Origin of the sequence: Nocardia speluncae NBRC 108251, assembly GCF_001613245.1 — a bacterium.
Lineage (GTDB): Bacteria > Actinomycetota > Actinomycetes > Mycobacteriales > Mycobacteriaceae > Nocardia > Nocardia speluncae.
This window is the reverse complement of the sequence record NZ_BDBZ01000004.1, coordinates 1-20,810: the sequence shown is the minus strand read 5'-3', so window position 1 is coordinate 20,810 and position 20,810 is coordinate 1. Positions and strand designations below refer to the sequence as shown.

Genomic DNA, 20,810 nt, shown 5'->3' with positions numbered 1-20,810 from the left:
TCGGCGCCCCCGCCGCCGCCCGCGGGCCGGGCGGGGCGCCGTATCCCGGCAGGATTAGGCTCGACACGTGATGCGACGGACGAAGATTGTGTGCACCCTCGGCCCGGCCACTGCCACCGAGGAACGTATTCGAGAGCTCGTCGAAAGCGGTATGGACGTCGCGCGGCTGAATTTCAGCCACGGCGAGCACTCCGACCACGCCGAAAACTACAAGAAGGTGCGGCAGGCCTGCGAAGATCTCGGCCGCGCCGTCGGTATTCTCGCCGATCTGCAAGGCCCCAAGATCCGGCTGGGGCGTTTCGCCGAGGAACGCACCATCTGGGCGACCGGTGAGGTCGTGCGCATCACCGTCGACGATATCGTCGGTGATCACGATCGCGTATCCACCACTTACAACCGGCTCGCCGCCGACGCCAAATCCGGGGACCGGCTGCTCGTCGACGACGGGAAGGTCGGGCTGGAGGTGATCCGCGTCGAGGGCAACGACGTGGTGTGCGAGGTGACCGAGGGCGGCCCGGTCAGCAACAACAAGGGCGTATCCCTGCCGGGGATGGATGTCTCGGTGCCCGCGCTCTCCGAAAAGGATATCGAGGATCTGGAATTCGCCCTGAACCTGGGCGTGGATTTCATCGCGCTCTCGTTCGTCCGCTCACCGTCGGATATCGAGCTCGTCCACGATGTGATGGACCGGGTGGGCCGGCGGGTCCCGGTGATCGGCAAACTGGAGAAGCCCGAGGCGATCGACAACCTCGAGGCCGTGGTTCTGGCCTTCGACGCGGTGATGGTGGCCCGCGGCGACCTCGGCGTCGAATTGCCCCTCGAGCAGGTGCCGATCGTGCAGAAGCGCGCCATCCAGATGGCGCGGGAGAACGCGAAACCGGTGATCGTCGCGACCCAGATGCTCGAATCCATGATCGAGAACTCGCGACCTACCCGCGCCGAGGCCTCCGATGTGGCCAATGCGGTCCTCGACGGCGCCGACGCGGTGATGCTGTCCGGGGAGACCTCGGTCGGCAAGTATCCGATCGATACCGTGCGCACCATGGCGCGCATCGTGCACGCGGTGGAAACCGAATCCACCAACGTGCCGCCTCTGACGCATACACCGCGCACCAAACGCGGTGTCATCTCCTACGCCGCCCGCGATATCGGGGAACGGCTCAACGCCAAGGCGCTGGTGGCGTTCACCCAGTCCGGCGATACGGTGCGCCGGCTGGCCCGCCTGCACACGCCGCTACCGCTACTGGCGTTCACCCCCCTTCCGGAGGTGCGCAGCCAGCTGGCACTCACCTGGGGCACCGAAACCTTCATCGTGCCCACCGTCGACAGCACGGACGCGATGATCCAGCAGGTCGATCAGGCGCTGCTGAGTATGAATCGCTACCGCAAGGGTGACCTCGTGGTCATCGTGGCGGGCTCCCCACCGGGTACCGTCGGGTCCACGAACCTGATCCACGTGCACCGTATCGGCGAGGAGGACCACTGATGCCGAGTACACCCGGAGTCGCCCGGTGAGCGCGCCGGTCGACGAGGCAGTCACCGACCGGCACCGCGATCTCGACACCCTGCTCGAGCTGCTGGACCTGGAGGAGGTGTCCGAGGATGTGTTCCGCGGGCACCATCCGGAGAAGGTCGCCAGCCGCACGTTCGGCGGGCAGCTGGTCTCCCAGGCGGTGATCGCCGCCGGCCGCACGGCCGGGGAGCGGCCGATCCATGTGCTCAACGCCCATTTCGTGCGTGGCGGGGATGTGAAGAAGCCGATCGATTTCCACGTCGAACGGCATCGCGACGGGCGCGCGTTCGCCAACCGCACCGTCACCGCGGTCCAGGACGGCCAGGAGCTGTTCGTCATGCTGGCCTCCTTCCAGGAATGGAGTAAGGGGCTCGAGCACGCGCACGAACGGCCGGAGGTGCCGGATCCGGAGACGCTGCCGCGGATCCAGGAGAGTTTCGCCGGGTTCGAGGACAAGCTGGAGATGTTCGTCAACGCTCCGCACCCGATCGATATGCGCTACACCAACGATCCGGCCTGGATCCTCAAGGGCACCGGCGAAAAGCTGAACCACAACCGCGTATGGATGCGCGCCGACGGCACCCTGCCCGACGATCCGCTGCTCCATGTGGCCGCACTGAGCTATTCCTCCGACACCACAGTGCTGGATTCGATCATCACCACCCACGGCCTGTCGTGGGGGCTGGACCGGATCGTCGCCGCCACGGTGAACCATTCGATCTGGTTCCACCGCCCGTTCCGGTTCGACGAATGGGCGCTGTACGCCACCGAATCCCCCGTGGCCGCGGGCTCACGGGGGCTGGCGACCGGGCGTTTCTACTCCCGGTCGGGCGATCTGCTGGCCACCACCGTGCAGGAAGGCGTTATCCGCCATTTCCCGGCACGGCGCTGACGGCGGCCGAGCGGTTCAGAGCCGCTCGGCCAGGAGCGGCTCGAGATCGATATCGGTGCGTTGTGCGGCGCTGAGCGTGAACGGTGCCCCGGAGCCGAGTTCGTCCAGCCCCCGCAGCAGCCGATGCTCCAGCGCATCGATATAGCCGTCGGTCAGTTCGGCCGGATCGCCGGCCAGGCTCAGCGCGATCTCGAATGTTGCGTGGCCGCAGGGTTCTGCGCCGGGATTCCCGGCGCGCCAACGGCTGTCGAATTCCCGGTGCCGCGAATCGTCCTCGGCGACGGGCAGCGTGCACCGCCATGCGCAGACCTCACCGTCGTCGAGGTGTTCGGCCAGATCGGTGCGCACGGACTCGACGAGTCTGTCCAGGGTTTCCGGTGTCACATACACATGAAGCGAAACATCCGAAATGCGTTTCGGCATGCGCGATTCCTGTCGTGTGTCGAACCTGCCACGGGATGGGATTCTCGGTGTTCCGGACCGCGAGTGTAGTGCCCGTCGCCGGGAAAGTCAGACTCCGAGTCATCATCGTTGTCTTTTACCGGCCTTTCACGCGTACCAGCCGTTGTGCTGGGCGGCGACCAGCGGTGACAATCGCGCCTGCGACCGGGCCGGTTGCACCACCGGCGGCGGCCGCCCCCACTGCCGTCCGGCCGGTGTGTGCACGGGTGCCAACGCCACCAGCAACGGCACCAGCGCCTCCGCGATCGTGTCCCCGGCCTCGCAATACGCTTTCGCCGAAAGCCCCACCGGATCGCTGATGTTCTCCCGCCCGACCAGCGACAGGTTGTGCCGGTTGCGATGCAGTTCGGCCACACTGCGCGCCCCGGTGACCCGGGCGATCCGATGCGCCTCCAGCAGCGTGAACGTCCGCGCCCCCGCCGCGGTCATCTCGGCAATCTCGTCCCGGATGTTCTCGGTCATGGTGAGAATCAGATCCGCGCGATCGATATGCTCGGGTTTGAGTTTGCGGGCCCGGAAATCACTCGGATCCCCACCCAGACCGGTGATGGCCTCGGCAGCCCGTGGTTCCACCGGAAACCCCACCAGTGCGCGGGTCCCGGCGCTCTCGGCAGTGACCCCGGCCAGCCGGTATTCGACCGCGATGGAACGGGTGAGTCGTTCGGCGATCACCGAACGGCACACATTGCCATTGCAGACGAACAGGATGTGCATGCGGCTACGGTAAGTCGCCCGCGACCTGCACAGAACCGGTGTTCGCTCAATGTCACACCACCCGGACGGTGAATTCATCTCCGCTTAGCACGTTGTTTCTCTGCACTGTTTTCACGGTAGCCGAGTGCCGTCGGCGGCGACGATATCGGCGAGCCCGGTCCGAGCAACGCGCGACCTTGCTGGTGGAGCCGGACAACGAACATGCCTACGCGCGGTATCGCAAATGGGGCTGGTACCGGGTCGGTTGGCTGCGCCCGAACTGGGAGAACGCCCCCACGTTCGATGTGCTGATGCACAATCTGCCACTCTGAACCACCTCGACTTCGCGACTACCGTTGTGCATGACCGGGCCTGGGGTTCACCTCTCGAGAGTCGGTCCGGTGACCTCGCCGGATGAGTAGGCCAACGGCTCAGTGATCCCACAGTGTCGAGATCGGGAGCGCCCAGAGTCGATCGCCGAAGGAGCGCGAGGCAGTCCCCGTATGGAGTACGACCCCGGTGATGAATCGGTCGCCCAGGAGGTCACGGAGGAAAGTGAGCCCGTTGAAGTCAGGACTGCGGGGGCTGGTGGTCGTTTTTACCTCGATGCCGACTATGTCGCGTCGGCGGTCTTCGAGGATGAGGTCGACCTCGTATCCGCCCCGGCCACGGAAATGCGATACCCGGGTCGACTTCGCCGACCACGTGCTCTGCTTGGCGAGTTCGCCGGTGACGAAGCCCTCGACGAGGCCACCGGTCAGCGTGGACGAGATCTCCCGTTCCAGGCCGTCGACTTCGACGCCGGTCAGGTGGGCGGCGAGTCCGGTGTCGGTGATGGCGACTTTCGGCCTTGATATGGCACCGGAGGCGATATTCTTCGACCATCCCGGAACCGACCGTACGAGGAACACTGATTCGAGCGCGCGCAGGTAGGTGGGGATAGATCGTTCGGGGATATCGAGTTCGCGGCCGATACGAGCGGCGACGAATTCGCCGGCGTTGCGGGCGGCGATCACGTTGAGTAGTGGTTCGAGCCGGTCGGGGTGGTAAATGCCGGTGATATCGCTCGAATCCTTCGACACCACGCGTTGCGTGTAGTTGGAGAGCCACCGGTCGCGCTGCCGGGCGGTGCGGTCCACGATCTCGGGGAATGTGGGTGTGGTGACGAGTTCCAAGTAGTCGCGGCGAGTGAGGTCGGATCGATCGTCGGGGGTGCCGGTGGTCGGCAGCGACCATGCGAAGGTAGCGAAATCAGCTGACCGGCCGGACAACTCGTCACGGCTGAGTCCCTCGAGCGGGATCGTTTGTGCGCGTCCGGCGAGCGATTCCTGCGCGCCTCGCAGGGACAGTAGGTCGGCGGATCCGGTGACGATGAATCGCCCGGGGCGGCGGTCCCGGTCGACAGCCGCCTTCAACGCGGTGAGCAGCGCGGGGACTCGCTGGATCTCATCGATTGCGAGAAGTCCCTGCCGATACTGCGCAGCGAACCCATCAGGATCGGCTTCAGCGGCTTCGCGGTCGATGGTGTCATCGAGACTCACCACACGTGCGTCACGATCACGGACGAGTTGCTGCATGAGGGTGGTCTTGCCGACCTGGCGCGCGCCACTGATGACCGTGATCGGTGTATCGGCGAGGGTCTCCTGTGCGAGAGGAGTCGCGTTCCGCCTGATCAGATCACTTGTCATACCTGCCATGGTAGGCGTGAGTTGCGGATTTTTCGAAGTACTTCTGCGGATTTATCAAGCAAACTTTGCGGATTTCTCGAGGGAGAGTTGCGGATTTATCACGCTGATGTTGCGGATTTCTCGAGTATTGGTTGCGATCCGCAGGGCAAGGCGAGGATGCGTCTACGTCGGAGGCGGGTCGGCGCGGGGGCGGCGTCGCGCGTAGTCGCCGCACCAGCGCCTCTACGGGTAGAGCGCGTGGACCCTGCCGCTCGGGGCGGTCGTGCGGCGGTGGTGGTGCGCTGCGCCGGTGCCTCTTGATCTGGACGCGGTGGCGGACGGAATGGACTCCGGCGCGTGGACTTATCAGAAGGGGGAAGGGAACACGCTGACATGAGCGCGAAAGCGCCGGTCGCGACGAGTGCCATGAGTTTGGATCTCATTGCTGTGCGACTCCCCGGACGATCTGGACGCGGTGGCGAATGGAATGGACCTCGGGGCGCGGACTGCCTGACGTCGGGGGAGATGGGCAGCGCTGCGAAATACCGTCCGACCTTGGTGCCGAGTGTGGGACTCGAACCCACACGTCCTTTCGGACAACGGTTTTTGAGACCGTCGCGTCTGCCAGTTCCGCCAACTCGGCGCACCGGGTGCAAATAATAGCCCGCGCCGGCCGGATCACCGAATTGCGGGTCGGGTGCGGGAGCGGTAGGGGCGGTAAGCAGGGCAAATGCAACCGTCTTCCTGGTGAACGGTAGTCTCTACACCACCCGATCGCGTGACGGCGGATCGACGGCCGGGCATCGGTGTCGATCCGCTGTCCGCGATATCGGGAAGAGGCATCGGAACCAGAGGGGTCGTTTATGGGCACTAGTGCGGACGCCGGGGCGAAACGTGTGGTTGTCGCCGAGGACGAGGCGTTGATCCGGATGGATCTGGTGGAGATGCTGACCGAGGAGGGCTACCAGGTCGTCGGGGAGGCCGGGGACGGGCAGCAGGCCGTCGATCTGGCGGTGGAGCACCGGCCCGATCTCGTGATCATGGACGTGAAGATGCCGCGCCGCGACGGGATCGATGCGGCGGCCGAGATTGCGTCGAAACGGGTTGCGCCCGTGGTGATTCTGACGGCGTTCAGTCAGCGGGATCTGGTGGAGCGGGCGCGGGACGCCGGTGCCATGGCCTATCTCGTGAAACCGTTCACCAAATCGGATCTGGTGCCGGCGATCGAGTTGGCGGCGAGCCGGTTCCACGAGATCACGGCGCTGGAGAGCGAGGTCGCCGGCCTGGGGGAGCGGCTGGAGACCCGTAAGCTCGTCGAGCGGGCCAAGGGGGTGCTGATGCAGACGCAGGGGTTGAGTGAACCGCAGGCGTTCAAATGGATTCAGCGCACGGCGATGGATCGCCGCACCACGATGAAGGCGGTGGCCGAGGTCGTCCTGGAGAATCTCACGCCGCAGTGAGGCGGCCCGCTCGCCGGCGGTTCGTTACCGGCGAGTGGGACGGTTTTACCAGCTCGAAACAATACTCGGGCAAGAATCTGCGACGAGATCATTGCGATGACCCGAATGTCACGCGCGATCAACATACCGGAGTTATGTTTCTCACAGGTCGGCGTAGTCGGCTTCCCCGGTCCCGGCCGGGGATTGATGAGGAATATAGGGGTAGATCGTGTTCTTTTCGACATGGTCGGGTAAGCCGCGGCGAAGCCGCAGAGTACGCGTGATTCTGGCGGTCGGCGCTGCGGCCGCATTGGTTCTGACAGGTTGCGGGGACAAATCCGCGAGTGATCCGGAGGGGGCCGGTACCGGCGGGCCGTCCATCGGGCCGCTGATGCAGATCGATTCTGCGGGCAAGGAAGTCCCGGCCGCCGACGCCGCTACCGCGGCCGATCCGGCGGGCGACGGTACAGCGACCTGTCCGCCCACCACGTCGATCGCCATGGCCGGTGCGCTGACCGGCCCTGATGCGGCGCTCGGCATCAACATCGTCAACGGTGTGCGGCTGGCGATCGACCAGCACAACAAGGCCAATCCGGGGTGCCAGGTCCAGGTGAAGCCGTTCGACACCGAAGGTGATCCGCAGAAGGCCAGTCAGGTGATTCCGCAGATCGTCAACGATCCGTCGATCATCGGGGTGGTGGGCCCGGCATTCTCCGGCGAAACCAAGGCCACCGGGCAGATCCTCAGCGATGCCGGTCTGGTCGCGGTGTCCTCGTCGGCCACCAATGCGAGCCTGACGCAGAACGGATGGAAGACCTTCTTCCGTGGTCTGGCCAACGACGATGTACAGGGTCCGTCGGTGGCGAAGTACCTGGTCGATACCGCCGGCTACAAGAAGGTCTGCGTGGTCCAGGACAACACCGATTATGGTGTCGGGCTGGCGAAGAGCATCACCGCCGGGCTGGGTGCGGCCGCCGATCCGGCGTGCGCGGCCAGTATCAAGAAGGGTGACAAGGATTTCTCGGCGACCGTCACCAAGATCGCGAACGTAGGGCCCGACGCCATCTTCTACTCCGGCTATTACGCCGAGGCGGCGCCACTGGTGCAGCAGCTGCGCGACGGCAATGTGGAGGCGACGTTCGTCTCCGCCGACGGCACCAACGATCCGCAGTTCGTGAGCCAGGCCGGTGATTCGGCGACCGGTGCGGTCCTGTCCTGCCCCTGTGGCCCGGCCCCGGCGGAGTTCGCCACCGCCTACGAGGAACTGCACGGTCAGGCGCCCGGGGTGTACTCCGTGGAGGCCTACGATCTGGCCACCATCCTCGCGACCGGTATCGACGCCGGTGAATCGACCCGCCCCGGCCTGCTGGAATACGTCCGCGGCTACGACGGTGACGGCCTCGCCCGGCACTACGAGTGGGACGCGGACGGCGAGCTGTCCGCCGCGTTGATCTGGGTGTACGAGGTCGGCTGACCGCTACGCGAGCGGTACGCGACCGGGAAGGATCCGGGCGCGCACCGCTCGCTGCTCCGGTGCGGATCCGATGGATGAGGGCGGATAGCCGATGACAGCAGCCGTTGCGGCCGATATGGCGGTCTGGGCGCAGGGATCGATCGATTTCAACTACGAGGGGGTGGTAGACCAGTTCTGGCGGCTCACCGTCGACGGACTGTCCTACGGTGCGATATACGCGCTGGTCGCGGTCGGTTACACCCTGGTCTACGGGGTACTCCGGCTGATCAACTTCGCCCACTCCGAAGTGTTCATGCTCGGGATGTTCGGTCAGTACGTGGGCCTGATGCTGCTGGGTTTCGCGCCGAGCGGTAACGCCTACAGCGAGGGCATCGTGCTCACGGTCGTCTACCTCGGGGTGGCCATGCTCATCGGTATGGCGGTGTCCGGGGCGGCCGCGGTCGGGTTGGAACGGGTGGCTTACCGGCCGCTGCGGCGCCGCGGCGCCAAACCACTGACCTTCCTGATCACCGCGATCGGTATGTCGTTCGTACTGCAGGAGTTCGTGCATTTCGTGCTGCCGGAACTGTGGCCGGGGCTCGGCGGGAACAATGCCCAGCAGCAGATCACCCTGGTCGAACCCGAAACCCAGTTCACCGTCGCCGGGGCCGAGGTCACCAATGTGACCCTGGTGATCGTGGTATCGGCGGTGTCGCTGGCGCTACTGGCGGAGGTGCTGATCAACCGCACCCGGTTCGGCCGCGGAATCCGCGCGGTGGCCCAGGACCCCGATACCGCGACCCTGATGGGTGTTTCGCGGGAGCGGGTCATCATGCTCACGTTCCTCATCGGCGGCCTGCTGGCCGGCGCCGCCGCCATGCTGTATGTGATGAAGATTCCGCATGCCGTGATCTTCAACGGCGGATTCATCCTGGGTATCAAGGCTTTCGCCGCCGCCGTGCTGGGCGGTATCGGCAATGTGCGTGGCGCAGTGCTCGGCGGCCTTCTGCTCGGCCTGGTGGAGAACTACGGGCAGATGCTGTTCGGCACCGAGTGGCGCGATGTGGTGGCCTTCCTGGTGCTCGTGCTGGTGCTGTTCTTCCGGCCGACCGGCATTCTGGGAGAAAGTCTCGGAAGGGCGCGCACATGAGTATTGCGGCGACCGAGAAGAACGGTCACGGATTCGGCGACGAACTGCGGGCGTGGTGGACCGGGCTCAGCAGGCCGGCGCAGTGGGCGGTCGGGATACCGGCGCTGTTGCTGCTCGCATTGCTTCCGCTGTTCCCGCCGCCGCTGCTGGACACCCCCGGCACCAGTTTCGGTGGTGTGCTGGCGCAGTTCGCGATGTACGCGCTGATCGCCATCGGCCTGAACGTGGTGGTGGGACAGGCCGGTTTGCTGGACCTCGGTTATGTCGGGTTCTATGCCGTCGGCGCGTACACGGTGGGCCTGCTGACGAGCCCGAACAGCCCGTGGAACCAGACCGGCGACGGCTGGCTGAACTCCGATTGGGCCTGGCTGGCGTGTGTGCCGCTGGCGATCATGGTGACCGCCGTATCGGGTCTGCTGCTCGGTTCGCCCACGTTGCGTCTGCGGGGTGACTATCTGGCCATCGTGACCCTCGGCTTCGGTGAGATCGTCCGCCTGCTCGCCGACAATCTGGGCGAGCTCACCAACGGCAGCCTGGGCCTGTCCGGTATCGCCTATCCGCGGGTCGGTGAATCCGAGGCCCACCCCAACGGCGTGTTCTCCGCCGGGAATGTCGGCGCACCGGAGAGCTCGAATCTGCTCGACCGCGCCAGTTCCGGAACCTGGTGGTACTGGGTCGGGATGTTCGCGGTGGTCGTGGTGCTGCTCGTGGTGGGCAACCTGGAGCGGAGCCGGGTGGGCCGGGCGTGGGTGGCGATCCGCGAGGACGAGGACGCCGCCGAGATCATGGGCGTACCCACCTTCAAGTTCAAACTGTGGGCGTTCATGATCGGCGCCGCCATCGGCGGTCTGTCCGGGGCGTTGTTCGCCGGGCAGGTGCAATTCATCAATCCCACCGGGTTCAACATCATCAACTCGATGTTGTTCCTGTGCGCGGTGGTGATCGGCGGTCAGGGCAATAAACTCGGTGTCATCGTTGGCGCCTTCCTCGTGGTGTACCTGCCGAACCGGCTGATGTCGGTGTCGATCGTCGAGACCCGGGCCGACGCCTATGTGCAGCTGGCGATCGTCGCGGTAGTCTGCGCGGCGCTGCTGGCCGGCCGGCGGTTCCGGGGGCCGGCGGGCTGGTCACGATGGGTGTACCTCGTGGTGAGCGTGGTGGCGGCGGTATACGCGGTGCTGTTGCTGAGCAGTCTGCTGCTCTTCGACGAAGGCGGGGAGCAGCGCCTCGGCGACCTGAAGTATCTGTATTTCGGTATTGCACTGGTGGTGATGATGATCCTGCGCCCTCAGGGCTTGTTCCCGGTCCGCCAGAAGCTGCTCGCTTTCGGCCGGCAGATTGTGCGGGCGGTTCGCCGCCCGGCGCCGGAGACCGTGGAGGTGACCTCGTGACCGGACCGAACCCGGGCGATGCCCTGTTCGACAACGAAGATATGGCCGCGGGCTATACCGCCGAACCTCGCACCGAATCAGCGGGGGAGGTGGACGTGATCGCGGTCGATCCGGCGCTCGCCGACGACGCCGCGGTCGCCGAGGCCGTGGCCGCGCACCGGGAGATCCGGACCGAGGTCGGCGCGCCGCTGCTGCGCACAGAGGGCCTCACGGTGCGGTTCGGTGGCCTCATCGCCCTGGATTCGGTGGATTTCGATATCCGCCGCGGTGAGATCCTGGGACTGATCGGGCCGAACGGTGCGGGGAAGACCACCTGTTTCAACGCCATCACCGGGGTGTACCGGCCGAGCGCGGGGACGGTGTTCTTCGACGGGAAACCGCTCACCAAGACCAAACGGCACGCGATCACCCGGCTCGGTATCGCGCGGACCTTCCAGAACGTGCGCCTGTTCGGCGAGATGACCGCCCTGGAGAACGTGGTGGTGGGAACCGACGCCCGCCACCGTACCTCCGTGCCGGGGGCGATTCTGCGGAGTGCACGGCACCGGAGCGAGGAACACGATGCGATCGCCCGGGGGATGGCCCTCCTGGAATTCGTCGGTATCGCCCCCCGCGCGGTGGAGAAGGCCCGCAATCTCTCCTACGGCGATCAGCGCCGGTTGGAGATCGCCCGGGCGCTGGCCACCGAGCCGAAACTGTTGTGCCTGGACGAACCGGCCGCCGGATTCAATCCGAGCGAGAAATCCGCGCTCATGGATCTGATCCGCAAGATCCGCGACGACGGATTCACGGTATTGCTGATCGAACACGATATGCGGCTGGTCATGGGCGTGACAGACCGGATCGTGGTGCTGGAATTCGGCCGCAAGATCGCCGACGGCCTGCCCGCCGATATCCGGACCGATCCTGCGGTGATCGCGGCGTATCTCGGGGTGCCCGACGACGAACTGACCGCCGAGGACGTCTCGGTTTCCACCGTGGCGCTGCGCGCGGAACACGATCCGGCCACCGGTGCCGGTAAGGAATCGGAGGATCGGTGATGGCCGCATCCGAGAGCGGGACACCCGGCGGCGAACCGCTCCTCGAGGTCGAGGATATCGTCGTCGGCTACGGCAGAATCGAGGCGCTGCACGGTATTTCACTACAGGTGGCCGAGGGGGAGCTGGTGACGCTGCTCGGTGCCAACGGCGCCGGGAAGACGACCACCATGCGCGCGCTCTCCGGCCTGCTCCCACTGACCCGCGGCCGCATCGTGTTCGAGGGCAGCGATATCAGCCGCGTACAGGCGCACCGGCGGGTCCTGGCCGGGCTGGTACAGGCACCGGAGGGCCGCGGGGTGTTCCCCGGGATGACGGTGCGGGAGAACCTCGAAATGGGGTGCTACGCCCGGCCCTTCCGGAACAAGGGCGATCATGACGCTGCCCTGGACCGGGTTTTCGAACTGTTCCCGCGGCTGCGGGAGCGGGAGAAACAGGTGGGTGGCACCCTGTCGGGCGGCGAACAGCAGATGGTGGCCATCGGACGTGCGCTGATGGCGCGGCCGCGGCTGCTGCTGCTGGACGAACCGTCCATGGGGCTCGCGCCGATGGTGATCCAGCAGATCTTCCGGATCATCGCCGAGATCAATGCCACCGGCACCACCGTGCTGCTGGTGGAACAGAACGCGCGGCAGGCACTGGCCCGCAGTGATCGCGGCTACATCCTGGAGACCGGTGTGGTCACCAAATCCGGGCCCGGTCGCGAACTGCTGGACGATCCTGCTGTCCAGGCGGCATATCTCGGTGTCGGCTGATAGGGGCGCCCGCCGGTCGTCCGGTCGGCGAATATGCGGTCGAGAAACTCGATGGTCACACTCACTGGGCCCGGTGTCGGGGGTAGTCCCTAGACTCTGCGGGTGTGACCCCACCGACCACTGCGCAGCCGAGCCTCCCCGCCACCGCCGATACTTCCGGATCGCCGGAAACCCGGCCCACGCTGCTGCTACTGGACGGACACTCACTGGCCTACCGCGCGTTCTACGCGCTGCCGGCGGAGAACTTCCAGACCGTCACCGGCCAGACCACCAATGCGGTGTACGGATTCACCGCGATGCTCATCAACCTGCTGCGGGACGAGAAACCCACCCATGTCGCCGCCGCTTTCGATGTTTCCCGGCAGACCTTCCGCGTGGAAGCGTTCCCCGAGTACAAGGCGAATCGGGTGAAGACCCCGGACGAATTCCGCGGCCAGGTAGAGCTCACCAAAGAGGTGCTGGGTGCCCTCGGTATCCCGGTGATGGCGATCGAGGGCTATGAGGCCGACGATCTCATCGCTACCCTCACCACCCAGGCGGTACCGCAGGGTTACCGGGTGCTCATCGTCACCGGCGACCGCGATTCCCTCCAGTTGGTCGACGAGAACGTCACTGTTCTCTATCCGCGCAAGGGCGTCTCCGAACTCACCCGGTTCACCCCGGAAGAGGTGGAGAAGAAATATGGTCTGAGCCCGGCGCAGTACCCGGACTACGCGGCCCTGCGCGGCGACCCGAGTGACAACCTGCCCGGAATCCCCGGAGTGGGGGAGAAAACCGCGGCCAAATGGATCCGTGAGTACGGCGATCTGAATTCCCTGGTCGACAAGGTGGACGAGGTACGCGGCAAGGTCGGTGACGCCCTGCGCGCCAATCTCAGCAGTGTGGTGCTCAACCGCCAGCTCACCGAGATGGTCCGCGATGTACCGCTGCCCTATACGCCCGATCAGCTCGCCCAGGGCGCCTGGAACCGGGAGCGGATCCATCAGTTGTTCGACGATCTGGAATTCCGGGTCCTGCGCGACCGGCTGTTCGAAACCCTGGCCCCGCCCACCGTCGAAGCCGAATCCGGTTTCGAGATCAGCGGGCAGACGCTGACGCCGGGCAGTGTCGCGGATTGGCTCGGCGAGCATGCCGGAGTCGGTGCACGGCACGGTATTTCGATCGCCGGTAGCGGCACTCCGGCGGCCGGGGATGTGCGTGCTCTCGCGATTTCCGCCGCGGACGAAGAGTCCGCCTATATCGATGTCACCGCTCTCACCCCCGAGGACGAGACGGCACTCGGGGCCTGGCTGGCCGATCCCGGCCCGGGTAAGGCTCTGCACGAGGCCAAGAGCGCGCTGCACGCGCTACGGGGTCGTGGTTGGACCTTGGCGGGGCTCACCAGTGATACAGCCCTGGCCGCCTACCTGGTCCGGCCGGGTCAGCGCAGCTTCAACCTCGACGATCTGTCGCTGCGCTATCTGCATCGTGAACTGCGCGCCGAAACCGAGGCGGCGCCGCAGCTCTCGCTGCTGGACGCCGAGGATGCCGTCGATACCGAACTCGCCCAGGGGGAGATGCTGCGTGCCCGCGCCGTGGCCGATCTGGCCGGGGCCCTGGACGAAGAGCTGGGCAAGATCGAATCCCGGCCGCTGCTGGACGAGATGGAACTGCCGCTGCTCGGGGTGCTCGCCGAACTGGAGGACGCCGGAATCGCGGTGGACAACGACCAGCTCACCGCGCTGCAACGCCGGTTCGCCGATCAGGTCGCCGATGCCGCGAACGCCGCCTACGACGTGATCGGCAAGCAGATCAACCTCGGCTCGCCGAAACAGCTACAGGTGGTGCTGTTCGACGAGCTCGATATGCCCAAGACCAAACGCACCAAAACCGGCTACACCACCGACGCGGACGCGCTGGAATCCCTGTACGAGAAAACCGAGCACCCCTTCCTGCAGCATCTGCTCGCACACCGCGACGCCACCCGCCTCAAGGTCACCGTCGACGGCCTGTTGAAAGCCGTCGCGGACGACGGCCGGATCCACACCACCTTCAACCAGACCATCGCCGCCACCGGCCGGTTGTCGTCCACCGAACCCAATCTGCAGAACATCCCCATCCGCACCGATACCGGCCGGATGATCCGGGATACGTTCGTGGTCGGCGACGGCTACGAATCGCTGATGACCGCCGACTACAGCCAGATCGAAATGCGCATCATGGCGCATCTGTCCGGTGACGAGGGGCTCATCGAGGCCTTCAATTCCGGCGAGGATCTGCACAGCTTCGTCGCCTCGAAGGCCTTCGATATCCCGATTTCCGAGGTGTCGCCGGAGCTTCGCCGCCGGATCAAGGCCATGTCCTACGGGCTGGCGTACGGCTTGAGCTCCTACGGGCTGTCCGCCCAGCTCAAGATCAGCACGCAGGAGGCGAAGGAGCAGATGGATGTCTACTTCGCCCGGTTCGGTGGGATCCGCGATTATCTGCAGGCCGTGGTCGAACAGGCTCGCAAGGTCGGCTACACCCAGACCCTGTTCGGCCGCCGCCGCTACCTGCCCGACCTCGATCACAGCAACCGGCAGCGCCGCGAGTCCGCGGAACGGATGGCGCTCAACGCCCCCATCCAGGGCACGGCCGCCGATATCATCAAGGTCGCCATGATCAACGTGCACCGCGCGCTCGCCGACTCGGGCCTGCGGTCCCGTATGCTGCTGCAAATCCACGACGAACTCGTCTTCGAGGTGGCACCGGGTGAGCAGGAACAATTGCAGGAGCTGGTCCGCGAGAAGATGTCCTCGGCGATCGAATTGTCTGTGCCGCTGAGTGTTTCGGTCGGCGTCGGGCGCAGCTGGGACGCCGCCGCGCACTGACTCTCGCGAGCGCCGGGCGCACGCCGCGCCGGTGAACACAAGGCTGACAGCAATGCTCGACTCGATCATCCCGATGCTCGCCGGCCCCGCCGCGACAACGGTCGCCGGCGCGGTCTTCGGACTCGCGTATCACCACATTCTGGTACCGCTGAACGAGGCGTTGCGCACTTGGGGCGGGCCGGCCTACACAGGCCGGCGCCCGGCCCTCGCGATTGCCCACAGTTGCGTATCCGAACATGATCCCGAGGTATGCCCGTGCCGGCCGTGGCGGCGGCGCACAGTACTCGAATACCAGGGTGCGGACTGGCAACGGCGGCGGTATGCGGTGCCGGGTACGTACCGGCTCGAGGCAGAAGTGACGGTGCGGGTCGGCTATCGCGGCAATCGCCCGTATCCACTCACCCCTATCACTGCTTTTCGCTGCGCCCATCGCGGCGCCGCGATGGGCGCCGCTCTCGGCCTGTTCTACGCCGCCCTGCTGTGGTTCCTGCTGTACCTGTGAGCTGTCCCCCCGGACCCGTAGGGGGCCGGTCGACAGGCGGCCGGCCCGGTCGCTGGAGTCCGGTTCGTCACTGCCGTCTCCGGCGAACGCGCGGTTACGTGCCGGTGACCAGCGAAAACACTACTGCGGAGTAGGGCAAACCGCGGCGTGTATATGGTTGCTATCCGCCAGGTGAGTCTTTATCCTCGACACCGTGCAAATCCACGCCGACGGCCTACGTGCCGCGCCGATTCTCGCGGACCGCGAGGGCGCGGTGCTTCTTGCGCGCATCGCCAAGCCGGCCGGGCGGGTTCTTGCCGTAGTAGTAACCCGCCGTAGCGGGGTCTGATTCGGACCGGCCCCCTCGCTGCGGGCCCCCTTTTCTCGATTTTGCTGGTCCCCCAACCTGCCGACCTTCTCTGGGAAGACCTACGTGCTCATGACCACACCGACGCTGGACAACAACGCCCTGACCACTGCCGCTCCGCGTAGCCTGCGCACCGAATGCGCGGAGTTGAGCGTGGCCCAATTCAACGAACGTTTCGGCGAATGTGCCGGCCCGATCCGCCTTGCGGGCTGGTCGTCCACCGGTGCCCGCGGCGGCGCGTTCACCGCCACCCTCGAATTCCCGGGGTGGTCTCGTTCGGTGGTGGCCGCCGGCAGCCCGATCGCGGCTATGACCTCCGCCCTCTACGAGGCGGGATACCCCGTGGAGATCCTGCGTTTCCATCAGCGCCGGACCGCCGCCGGAACCGCCACCTTCGTGCAATGCGAATTCGACGGCCGGCGCGGCTGGGGCGTGGCCCTCGCGGTAGACGGTGCGCAATCCTCGGTGCGCGCCATGATCGCCAGCGTGAACCGTTTGGTCGCTCAGCGCTGATTCGGCGCCGGGGCGGATTCGGCGCCGAATACGGCACGACGGTGGGCTCCACACCATCCCCGGAAAGTGTGGAGCCCGCCGTCGTTCGCCGATTCTATTCGGACACTTCGCCGTTGGCTGCTTGCTGCTCGGCGAGTTGCTGACGAACCTCGTCCATGTCGAGCGATTGCACCTGGGAGACCAGATCCTCGAGCGCGGCGGGCGGCAGCGCACCCGGCTGGGCGAAGACCAGGACGCCTTCGCGGAAGGCCATGATGGTCGGGATGGACTGGATATTGGCGGCCGCGGCCAGGCCCTGCTCGGCCTCGGTATCGACCTTGCCGTGGACGACATCGGGATGTTTGTCCGCCGATGCCTCGTAGGTGGGTGCGAAACTGCGGCACGGTCCGCACCAGGAAGCCCAGAAATCGACGAGTACCACGTCGTTGCTGGTGACTACCTCATCGAAGTTCTGTTGCGTCAATGTCTGGGTGGCCATGACGTCCTCTCGTGGTCGGTATACAGGCTGCAACGCCGGACCCGGCCGCGGTTGTTCCACGGCGGTGTCGTACGCCACCGGGCCCCACCCTACGTTGTCACATATCGGCTTGCGCGGGCGTTCGGTCAGCCGTGTTCGGCGATCGGCCAGGCCTGGCGGCGGTCCCCGTCCCAGCGCCGCAGACCTACCACGGTCGCCGCCGTGTCCTTGTCCGCGGCCACCGCGCTCACGGCCTCCCCGATCCGTTGCGGCAGCACCCGCCGGGCCAGCGTGATATGCGGAGTCCACTGGTTCGGATGCAGGTTCGCCGGCACATCCGGGCACGGTGCCACGATCTGATACACCCGCCGATGCCAGGCCAGTAGTTGGTCCGACGGCACCACTGCGCGCACCAGGATGGGCCGTCGTGCGCCGAACACCAGGACACCGCCGAGCCGGATCGGAAACGGCCGGAAAGGTAAACGGTCCAGGTCGGTTTCGATCCGCGGCCAGATCTGCCGGGTCACCGCCACGGTGATATGTGGCCGGTGACTATCGGTGTCGCCGGCGCGGCCTCCGCGCCCCAGACCGGGCAGGCCCGCTTCGGCGAGCAGTTCCCACTGTCGCCGGATCCGCTGCTCGGACGCCTCGTCGAGCAGTAATTCCACCGACTGCACCATGATCTGCAGACGGTAGCCGTTCGCCCCACGGATTTCCGGCGGATCGGCCGGGCTCGTGCTGCGCCCGGGGTCAAATCTCGGTTACTACGGCCGTGTTCTACCCGTGGTTCGCCTACTGTGCTGACAACGTCCTCGAGTGGAAGTGCCGGAAGCGTGCACCGAGGCGGACTGCGGGCCCGATTCCTTGCGACGGCAGGTGGTGTGACGGTGGCTGATCGATCCGGTTCCCGGATCCGGTGGATGGTGTGCGTGATCGCCGGTGTGCTGCTGACGCCCGGGTGCGTGACCAATATCGAGGACACCGGGCCCGTCCCTCCGAAGATCACGGTGCAGCCGGTGCCGGAACTCGCGGCCCGTGTTCCACCCGATATCGCCGCGGCGGGGGAGATGGTGGTCGGGGTCAACGTGCCGTATCAGCCGAACGAGTACCGCGACCGGCACGGTGAGATCGTCGGCTTCGATATCGACCTGATGGATGCGGTGACTGCGGTGCTGGGAATCCGTGCCCGTTACACCGAATCGGCGTTCGAGAAGATCATCCCCGCCGTCCAGTCCGGGACCTATGACCTCGGGATGTCGTCGATCACCGATACCCTTGACCGGGAGCAGCAGGTCGATTTGGTCACCTACTTCAGCGCCGGTGTGCAGTGGGCGCAGCGCACGGGCGACGATATCGATCCGGAGAACGCCTGCGGTAAACGTGTGGCGGTCCAGGCCACGACCGTGGAGCATATCGAGGAGGTCCCGGCCAAGAGCGAAGCATGTGTCGCCGCCGGGAAGGATCCGATCATCATCGATGCGTTCGACGAGCAGAGCGCGGTCACCAACGCCCTGGTCCTGGGCCAGGTCGACGCCATGTCCGCGGATTCCCCGGTGACCGCGTACGCCATCGAACGGACCGACGGGAAGATCGAACCGGCGGGTCCGGTATTCGACGCCGCACCGTACGGATGGGCGGTGGCCAAGGGGTCCCCGCTCGCGCCGGTACTGCGGGATGCGGCGCAGCATCTGATCGACAGCGGGCAGTACCGGCGGATCACCGAGAACTGGGGTGTGCAGGACGGTGCGCTGGGCACCGCCGTGATCAACGGCGCGAGGAGCTGAGGCCATGACCGCCGACCCGGATGCGACCCGTGACGAGCACGAACCCGAACCGATCAAGGCAGTCCCGCTGCGGCGCCCGGGCAGGTGGCTCGCGGCGGTCCTGATCCTGGTCCTGGTGGGCCTTTTCGTCTACGGCGCGGCAACCAATCCCGCCTATCGCTGGGACGTGTACTGGCAGTACCTGCGGGATAACCGGATCGCGGCCGGTGCCGTGGTCACCCTGGAACTGACCGTGCTGGCGATGGTGATCGCCGTGGCGCTCGGCACAACGCTCGCCGTGATGCGGCTGTCGCCGAACCCGGTGCTGCGTGCCACCGCCTGGGTGTACCTGTGGATCTTCCGCGGTACCCCGGTGTATGTGCAGCTGGTGCTCTGGGGCCTGGTGCCGTCGCTGTACCAGCACGTCGCGCTCGGTGTGCCGTTCGGGCCGCGCCTGCTCGAGCTCGATGTGCAGAGCCTGCAGGCGGCGTTCGCGTTCGCGGTGATCGGGCTGGGGCTCAACGAGGCGGCATATATGGCCGAGATCGTCCGGGCCGGTATCAATTCCGTGGGGGAGGGGCAGCGGGAAGCCTCCACGGCGCTGGGAATGTCCTGGTCACAGACCATGCGCCGGACGGTACTGCCGCAGGCCATGCGGGTGATCATCCCGCCGACCGGCAACGAACTCATCAGCATGCTGAAGACCACCGCCCTGGTCACCGCCATCCCGCTCAGCACAGATCTGTTCGGGCGGGCCCGCGATATATACGGCGTGAACTTCCTGCCCATCCCGCTGCTACTGGTCACCGCGACCTGGTATCTGGCGATCACCAGCGTGCTGATGGTCGGCCAGTACTACCTGGAGAAATACTATTCACGCGGGATATCGCGGAAACTGACGGCCAAACAGCTCCGGGAACTGGCCGACGCGCACGGGGAGGCACGGGCGAAATGACCGCGACCAGTACCGGGCCGATGGTCCGCGCCGACCGGGTACACAAGAACTTCGGTGCGCTGCGCGTACTCAACGGGATATCGCTGGAGGTCCACCGCGGTGAGGTGCTGTGCCTCATCGGCCCCTCCGGGTCGGGAAAATCCACGTTCCTGCGCTGTATCAACCATCTCGAACAGGTGAGCGCGGGGCGGTTGTATGTGGCCGGAGAACTCGTCGGCTACCGAGAGAAAGCCGGGCGGCTCTACGAACTGCACCCCCGCGACGCCGCGCGGCAGCGCCGGGAGATCGGGATGGTCTTCCAGCATTTCAACCTGTTCCCGCACCGGACCGCCCTGGGCAATGTCATCGAGGCACCGATGCAGGTGAAGAAGGTTCGCAAGGCCACGGCGACCGCCCGGGCGAAGGAACTGCTGGACCGAGTCGGGTTGGCGGACAAGGCGAATGCCTACCCCGCGCAGTTGTCCGGCGGGCAGCAACAGCGGGTCGCGATCGCCCGGGCGTTGGCGATGGACCCGAAACTCATGCTCTTCGACGAGCCCACCTCCGCTCTGGACCCCGAACTGGTCGGCGAAGTACTGACGGTGATGCGGGAACTGGCCGATTCCGGAATGACCATGGTGGTCGTCACCCACGAGATGGGTTTCGCACGGGAGGTCGGCGATCAGCTGGTGTTCATGGACCAGGGGGTGGTGGTCGAGGCCGGGGCACCCGCGGACCTGCTGGCCGCGCCGCGCCACGATCGCACGAAGGAGTTCCTCTCCCGCCTGTTGTGAGGGCAGCGCCGGGCGGTCAGCGCACCGGCCACTCAGCGGCGACAGTGCCGGTGCTCTGCACGTAGGCCAGCCGGTCGAGGACGCCGTCGATACTGCTGTCGCTGAGCTCGAGATCTTCCAGGGGGCTGCCCAGGCGGTCGCGCGTGGCAGCACTCACGGGACCCAGGACGTTCTGTTCCAGTTCCTCGCCGGCCCAGCGG

General features: G+C 66.1%; 22 protein-coding genes and 1 tRNA gene. 16 read left to right on the top strand and 7 right to left on the bottom strand.

Features of this window, described 5'->3' with window-relative positions:
• The first annotated feature begins 67 nt into the window (after positions 1 to 67).
• Complete coding sequence (gene pyk / locus NS6_RS07365) at positions 68 to 1,486, top strand: pyruvate kinase (protein ID WP_084470809.1); 1,419 nt, start codon at positions 68 to 70, stop codon at positions 1,484 to 1,486.
• A gap of 25 nt (positions 1,487 to 1,511) precedes the next feature.
• Entirely contained in the window at positions 1,512 to 2,405 is an 894-nt protein-coding gene (locus NS6_RS07360; protein ID WP_068038540.1) for an acyl-CoA thioesterase, read from the top strand.
• 15 nt (positions 2,406 to 2,420) lie between these two features.
• On the opposite strand, the gene NS6_RS07355 is transcribed toward NS6_RS07360, so the two are convergent.
• Complete coding sequence (locus tag NS6_RS07355; protein ID WP_068038536.1) at positions 2,421 to 2,828, bottom strand: hypothetical protein; 408 nt, start codon at positions 2,826 to 2,828, stop codon at positions 2,421 to 2,423.
• 126 nt (positions 2,829 to 2,954) lie between these two features.
• Positions 2,955 to 3,581, bottom strand: coding sequence for an arsenate reductase/protein-tyrosine-phosphatase family protein (locus NS6_RS07350; protein ID WP_068038534.1), 627 nt, complete (start codon positions 3,579 to 3,581; stop codon positions 2,955 to 2,957).
• 176 nt (positions 3,582 to 3,757) lie between these two features.
• On the opposite strand from NS6_RS07350, the gene NS6_RS36175 reads away from it, so the two are divergent.
• Positions 3,758 to 3,892 carry a hypothetical protein gene (locus tag NS6_RS36175; RefSeq protein ID WP_281211400.1) on the top strand — a complete coding sequence of 45 codons (135 nt, stop codon included), beginning with the start codon at positions 3,758 to 3,760 and terminating at the stop codon, positions 3,890 to 3,892.
• A 99-nt stretch (positions 3,893 to 3,991) separates the two neighbouring features.
• Here the strand turns inward: NS6_RS36175 and NS6_RS07345 are convergent, their stop codons facing one another.
• On the bottom strand, positions 3,992 to 5,248 hold the full coding sequence (locus tag NS6_RS07345; protein ID WP_068038531.1) for an ATP-binding protein: 1,257 nt from the start codon (positions 5,246 to 5,248) through the stop codon (positions 3,992 to 3,994).
• 535 nt (positions 5,249 to 5,783) lie between these two features.
• A tRNA-Leu gene (locus NS6_RS07340) sits at positions 5,784 to 5,870 on the bottom strand.
• A 220-nt stretch (positions 5,871 to 6,090) separates the two neighbouring features.
• Here NS6_RS07340 and NS6_RS07335 point away from each other — a divergent pair.
• From NS6_RS07335 to NS6_RS07295, 10 genes are all read left to right on the top strand, one after another.
• The gene (locus NS6_RS07335) at positions 6,091 to 6,687 is read left to right on the top strand and encodes an ANTAR domain-containing response regulator (RefSeq protein WP_068038528.1); all 597 of its coding nucleotides are present in this window, start codon (positions 6,091 to 6,093) and stop codon (positions 6,685 to 6,687) included.
• A 262-nt stretch (positions 6,688 to 6,949) separates the two neighbouring features.
• Complete coding sequence (locus NS6_RS07330; RefSeq protein WP_068038827.1) at positions 6,950 to 8,140, top strand: branched-chain amino acid ABC transporter substrate-binding protein; 1,191 nt, start codon at positions 6,950 to 6,952, stop codon at positions 8,138 to 8,140.
• A gap of 115 nt (positions 8,141 to 8,255) precedes the next feature.
• Positions 8,256 to 9,269, top strand: coding sequence for a branched-chain amino acid ABC transporter permease (locus NS6_RS07325; RefSeq protein ID WP_068038825.1), 1,014 nt, complete (start codon positions 8,256 to 8,258; stop codon positions 9,267 to 9,269).
• Positions 9,266 to 10,660: a branched-chain amino acid ABC transporter permease gene (locus NS6_RS07320; protein WP_068038525.1), complete on the top strand. Its 1,395-nt coding sequence runs from the start codon at positions 9,266 to 9,268 to the stop codon at positions 10,658 to 10,660. Before NS6_RS07325 ends, NS6_RS07320 begins: the two co-directional genes overlap by 4 nt.
• A 41-nt stretch (positions 10,661 to 10,701) precedes the next feature.
• Positions 10,702 to 11,700, top strand: a complete 999-nt coding sequence (locus NS6_RS07315) for an ABC transporter ATP-binding protein (protein ID WP_084470830.1) — start codon at positions 10,702 to 10,704, stop codon at positions 11,698 to 11,700.
• Positions 11,700 to 12,452: an ABC transporter ATP-binding protein gene (locus tag NS6_RS07310; protein ID WP_068038522.1), complete on the top strand. Its 753-nt coding sequence runs from the start codon at positions 11,700 to 11,702 to the stop codon at positions 12,450 to 12,452. Before NS6_RS07315 ends, NS6_RS07310 begins: the two co-directional genes overlap by 1 nt.
• 104 nt (positions 12,453 to 12,556) lie before the next feature.
• Positions 12,557 to 15,301, top strand: coding sequence for a DNA polymerase I (gene polA / locus NS6_RS07305; protein WP_068038519.1), 2,745 nt, complete (start codon positions 12,557 to 12,559; stop codon positions 15,299 to 15,301).
• 52 nt (positions 15,302 to 15,353) lie between these two features.
• On the top strand, positions 15,354 to 15,803 hold the full coding sequence (locus NS6_RS07300; protein WP_068038516.1) for a hypothetical protein: 450 nt from the start codon (positions 15,354 to 15,356) through the stop codon (positions 15,801 to 15,803).
• A 193-nt stretch (positions 15,804 to 15,996) separates the two neighbouring features.
• Positions 15,997 to 16,131 (top strand): hypothetical protein, encoded by a 135-nt coding sequence (locus NS6_RS36170; RefSeq protein WP_280463986.1) that lies wholly within the window; start codon positions 15,997 to 15,999, stop codon positions 16,129 to 16,131.
• Positions 16,132 to 16,221: 90 nt separating this feature from the next.
• Positions 16,222 to 16,662, top strand: a complete 441-nt coding sequence (locus NS6_RS07295) for a 2-isopropylmalate synthase (RefSeq protein ID WP_068038512.1) — start codon at positions 16,222 to 16,224, stop codon at positions 16,660 to 16,662.
• Between the two features lie 94 nt (positions 16,663 to 16,756).
• On the opposite strand, the gene trxA is transcribed toward NS6_RS07295, so the two are convergent.
• Together trxA and NS6_RS07285 are read right to left on the bottom strand one after the other, a co-directional pair.
• Positions 16,757 to 17,140 (bottom strand): thioredoxin, encoded by a 384-nt coding sequence (gene trxA, locus NS6_RS07290; protein WP_068038509.1) that lies wholly within the window; start codon positions 17,138 to 17,140, stop codon positions 16,757 to 16,759.
• Between the two features lie 125 nt (positions 17,141 to 17,265).
• On the bottom strand, positions 17,266 to 17,799 hold the full coding sequence (locus NS6_RS07285) for a 2'-5' RNA ligase family protein (RefSeq protein ID WP_068038505.1): 534 nt from the start codon (positions 17,797 to 17,799) through the stop codon (positions 17,266 to 17,268).
• A gap of 240 nt (positions 17,800 to 18,039) precedes the next feature.
• Here NS6_RS07285 and NS6_RS07280 point away from each other — a divergent pair, with 240 nt between their 5' ends.
• Genes NS6_RS07280 through NS6_RS07270 form a run of 3 tightly spaced genes read left to right on the top strand, consistent with a single transcriptional unit; the run spans position 18,040 to position 20,610 of the window.
• On the top strand, positions 18,040 to 18,903 hold the full coding sequence (locus tag NS6_RS07280; protein WP_068038503.1) for an ABC transporter substrate-binding protein: 864 nt from the start codon (positions 18,040 to 18,042) through the stop codon (positions 18,901 to 18,903).
• Positions 18,904 to 18,907: 4 nt separating this feature from the next.
• Complete coding sequence (locus tag NS6_RS07275) at positions 18,908 to 19,837, top strand: amino acid ABC transporter permease (RefSeq protein ID WP_068038499.1); 930 nt, start codon at positions 18,908 to 18,910, stop codon at positions 19,835 to 19,837.
• Positions 19,838 to 19,857: 20 nt separating this feature from the next.
• Positions 19,858 to 20,610: an amino acid ABC transporter ATP-binding protein gene (locus NS6_RS07270; protein WP_157112654.1), complete on the top strand. Its 753-nt coding sequence runs from the start codon at positions 19,858 to 19,860 to the stop codon at positions 20,608 to 20,610.
• A gap of 16 nt (positions 20,611 to 20,626) precedes the next feature.
• Here NS6_RS07270 and NS6_RS35145 read toward each other — a convergent pair.
• Positions 20,627 to 20,810 (bottom strand): hypothetical protein (locus tag NS6_RS35145; protein WP_169812500.1); only part of this gene is annotated, 184 nt, incomplete at its 5' end.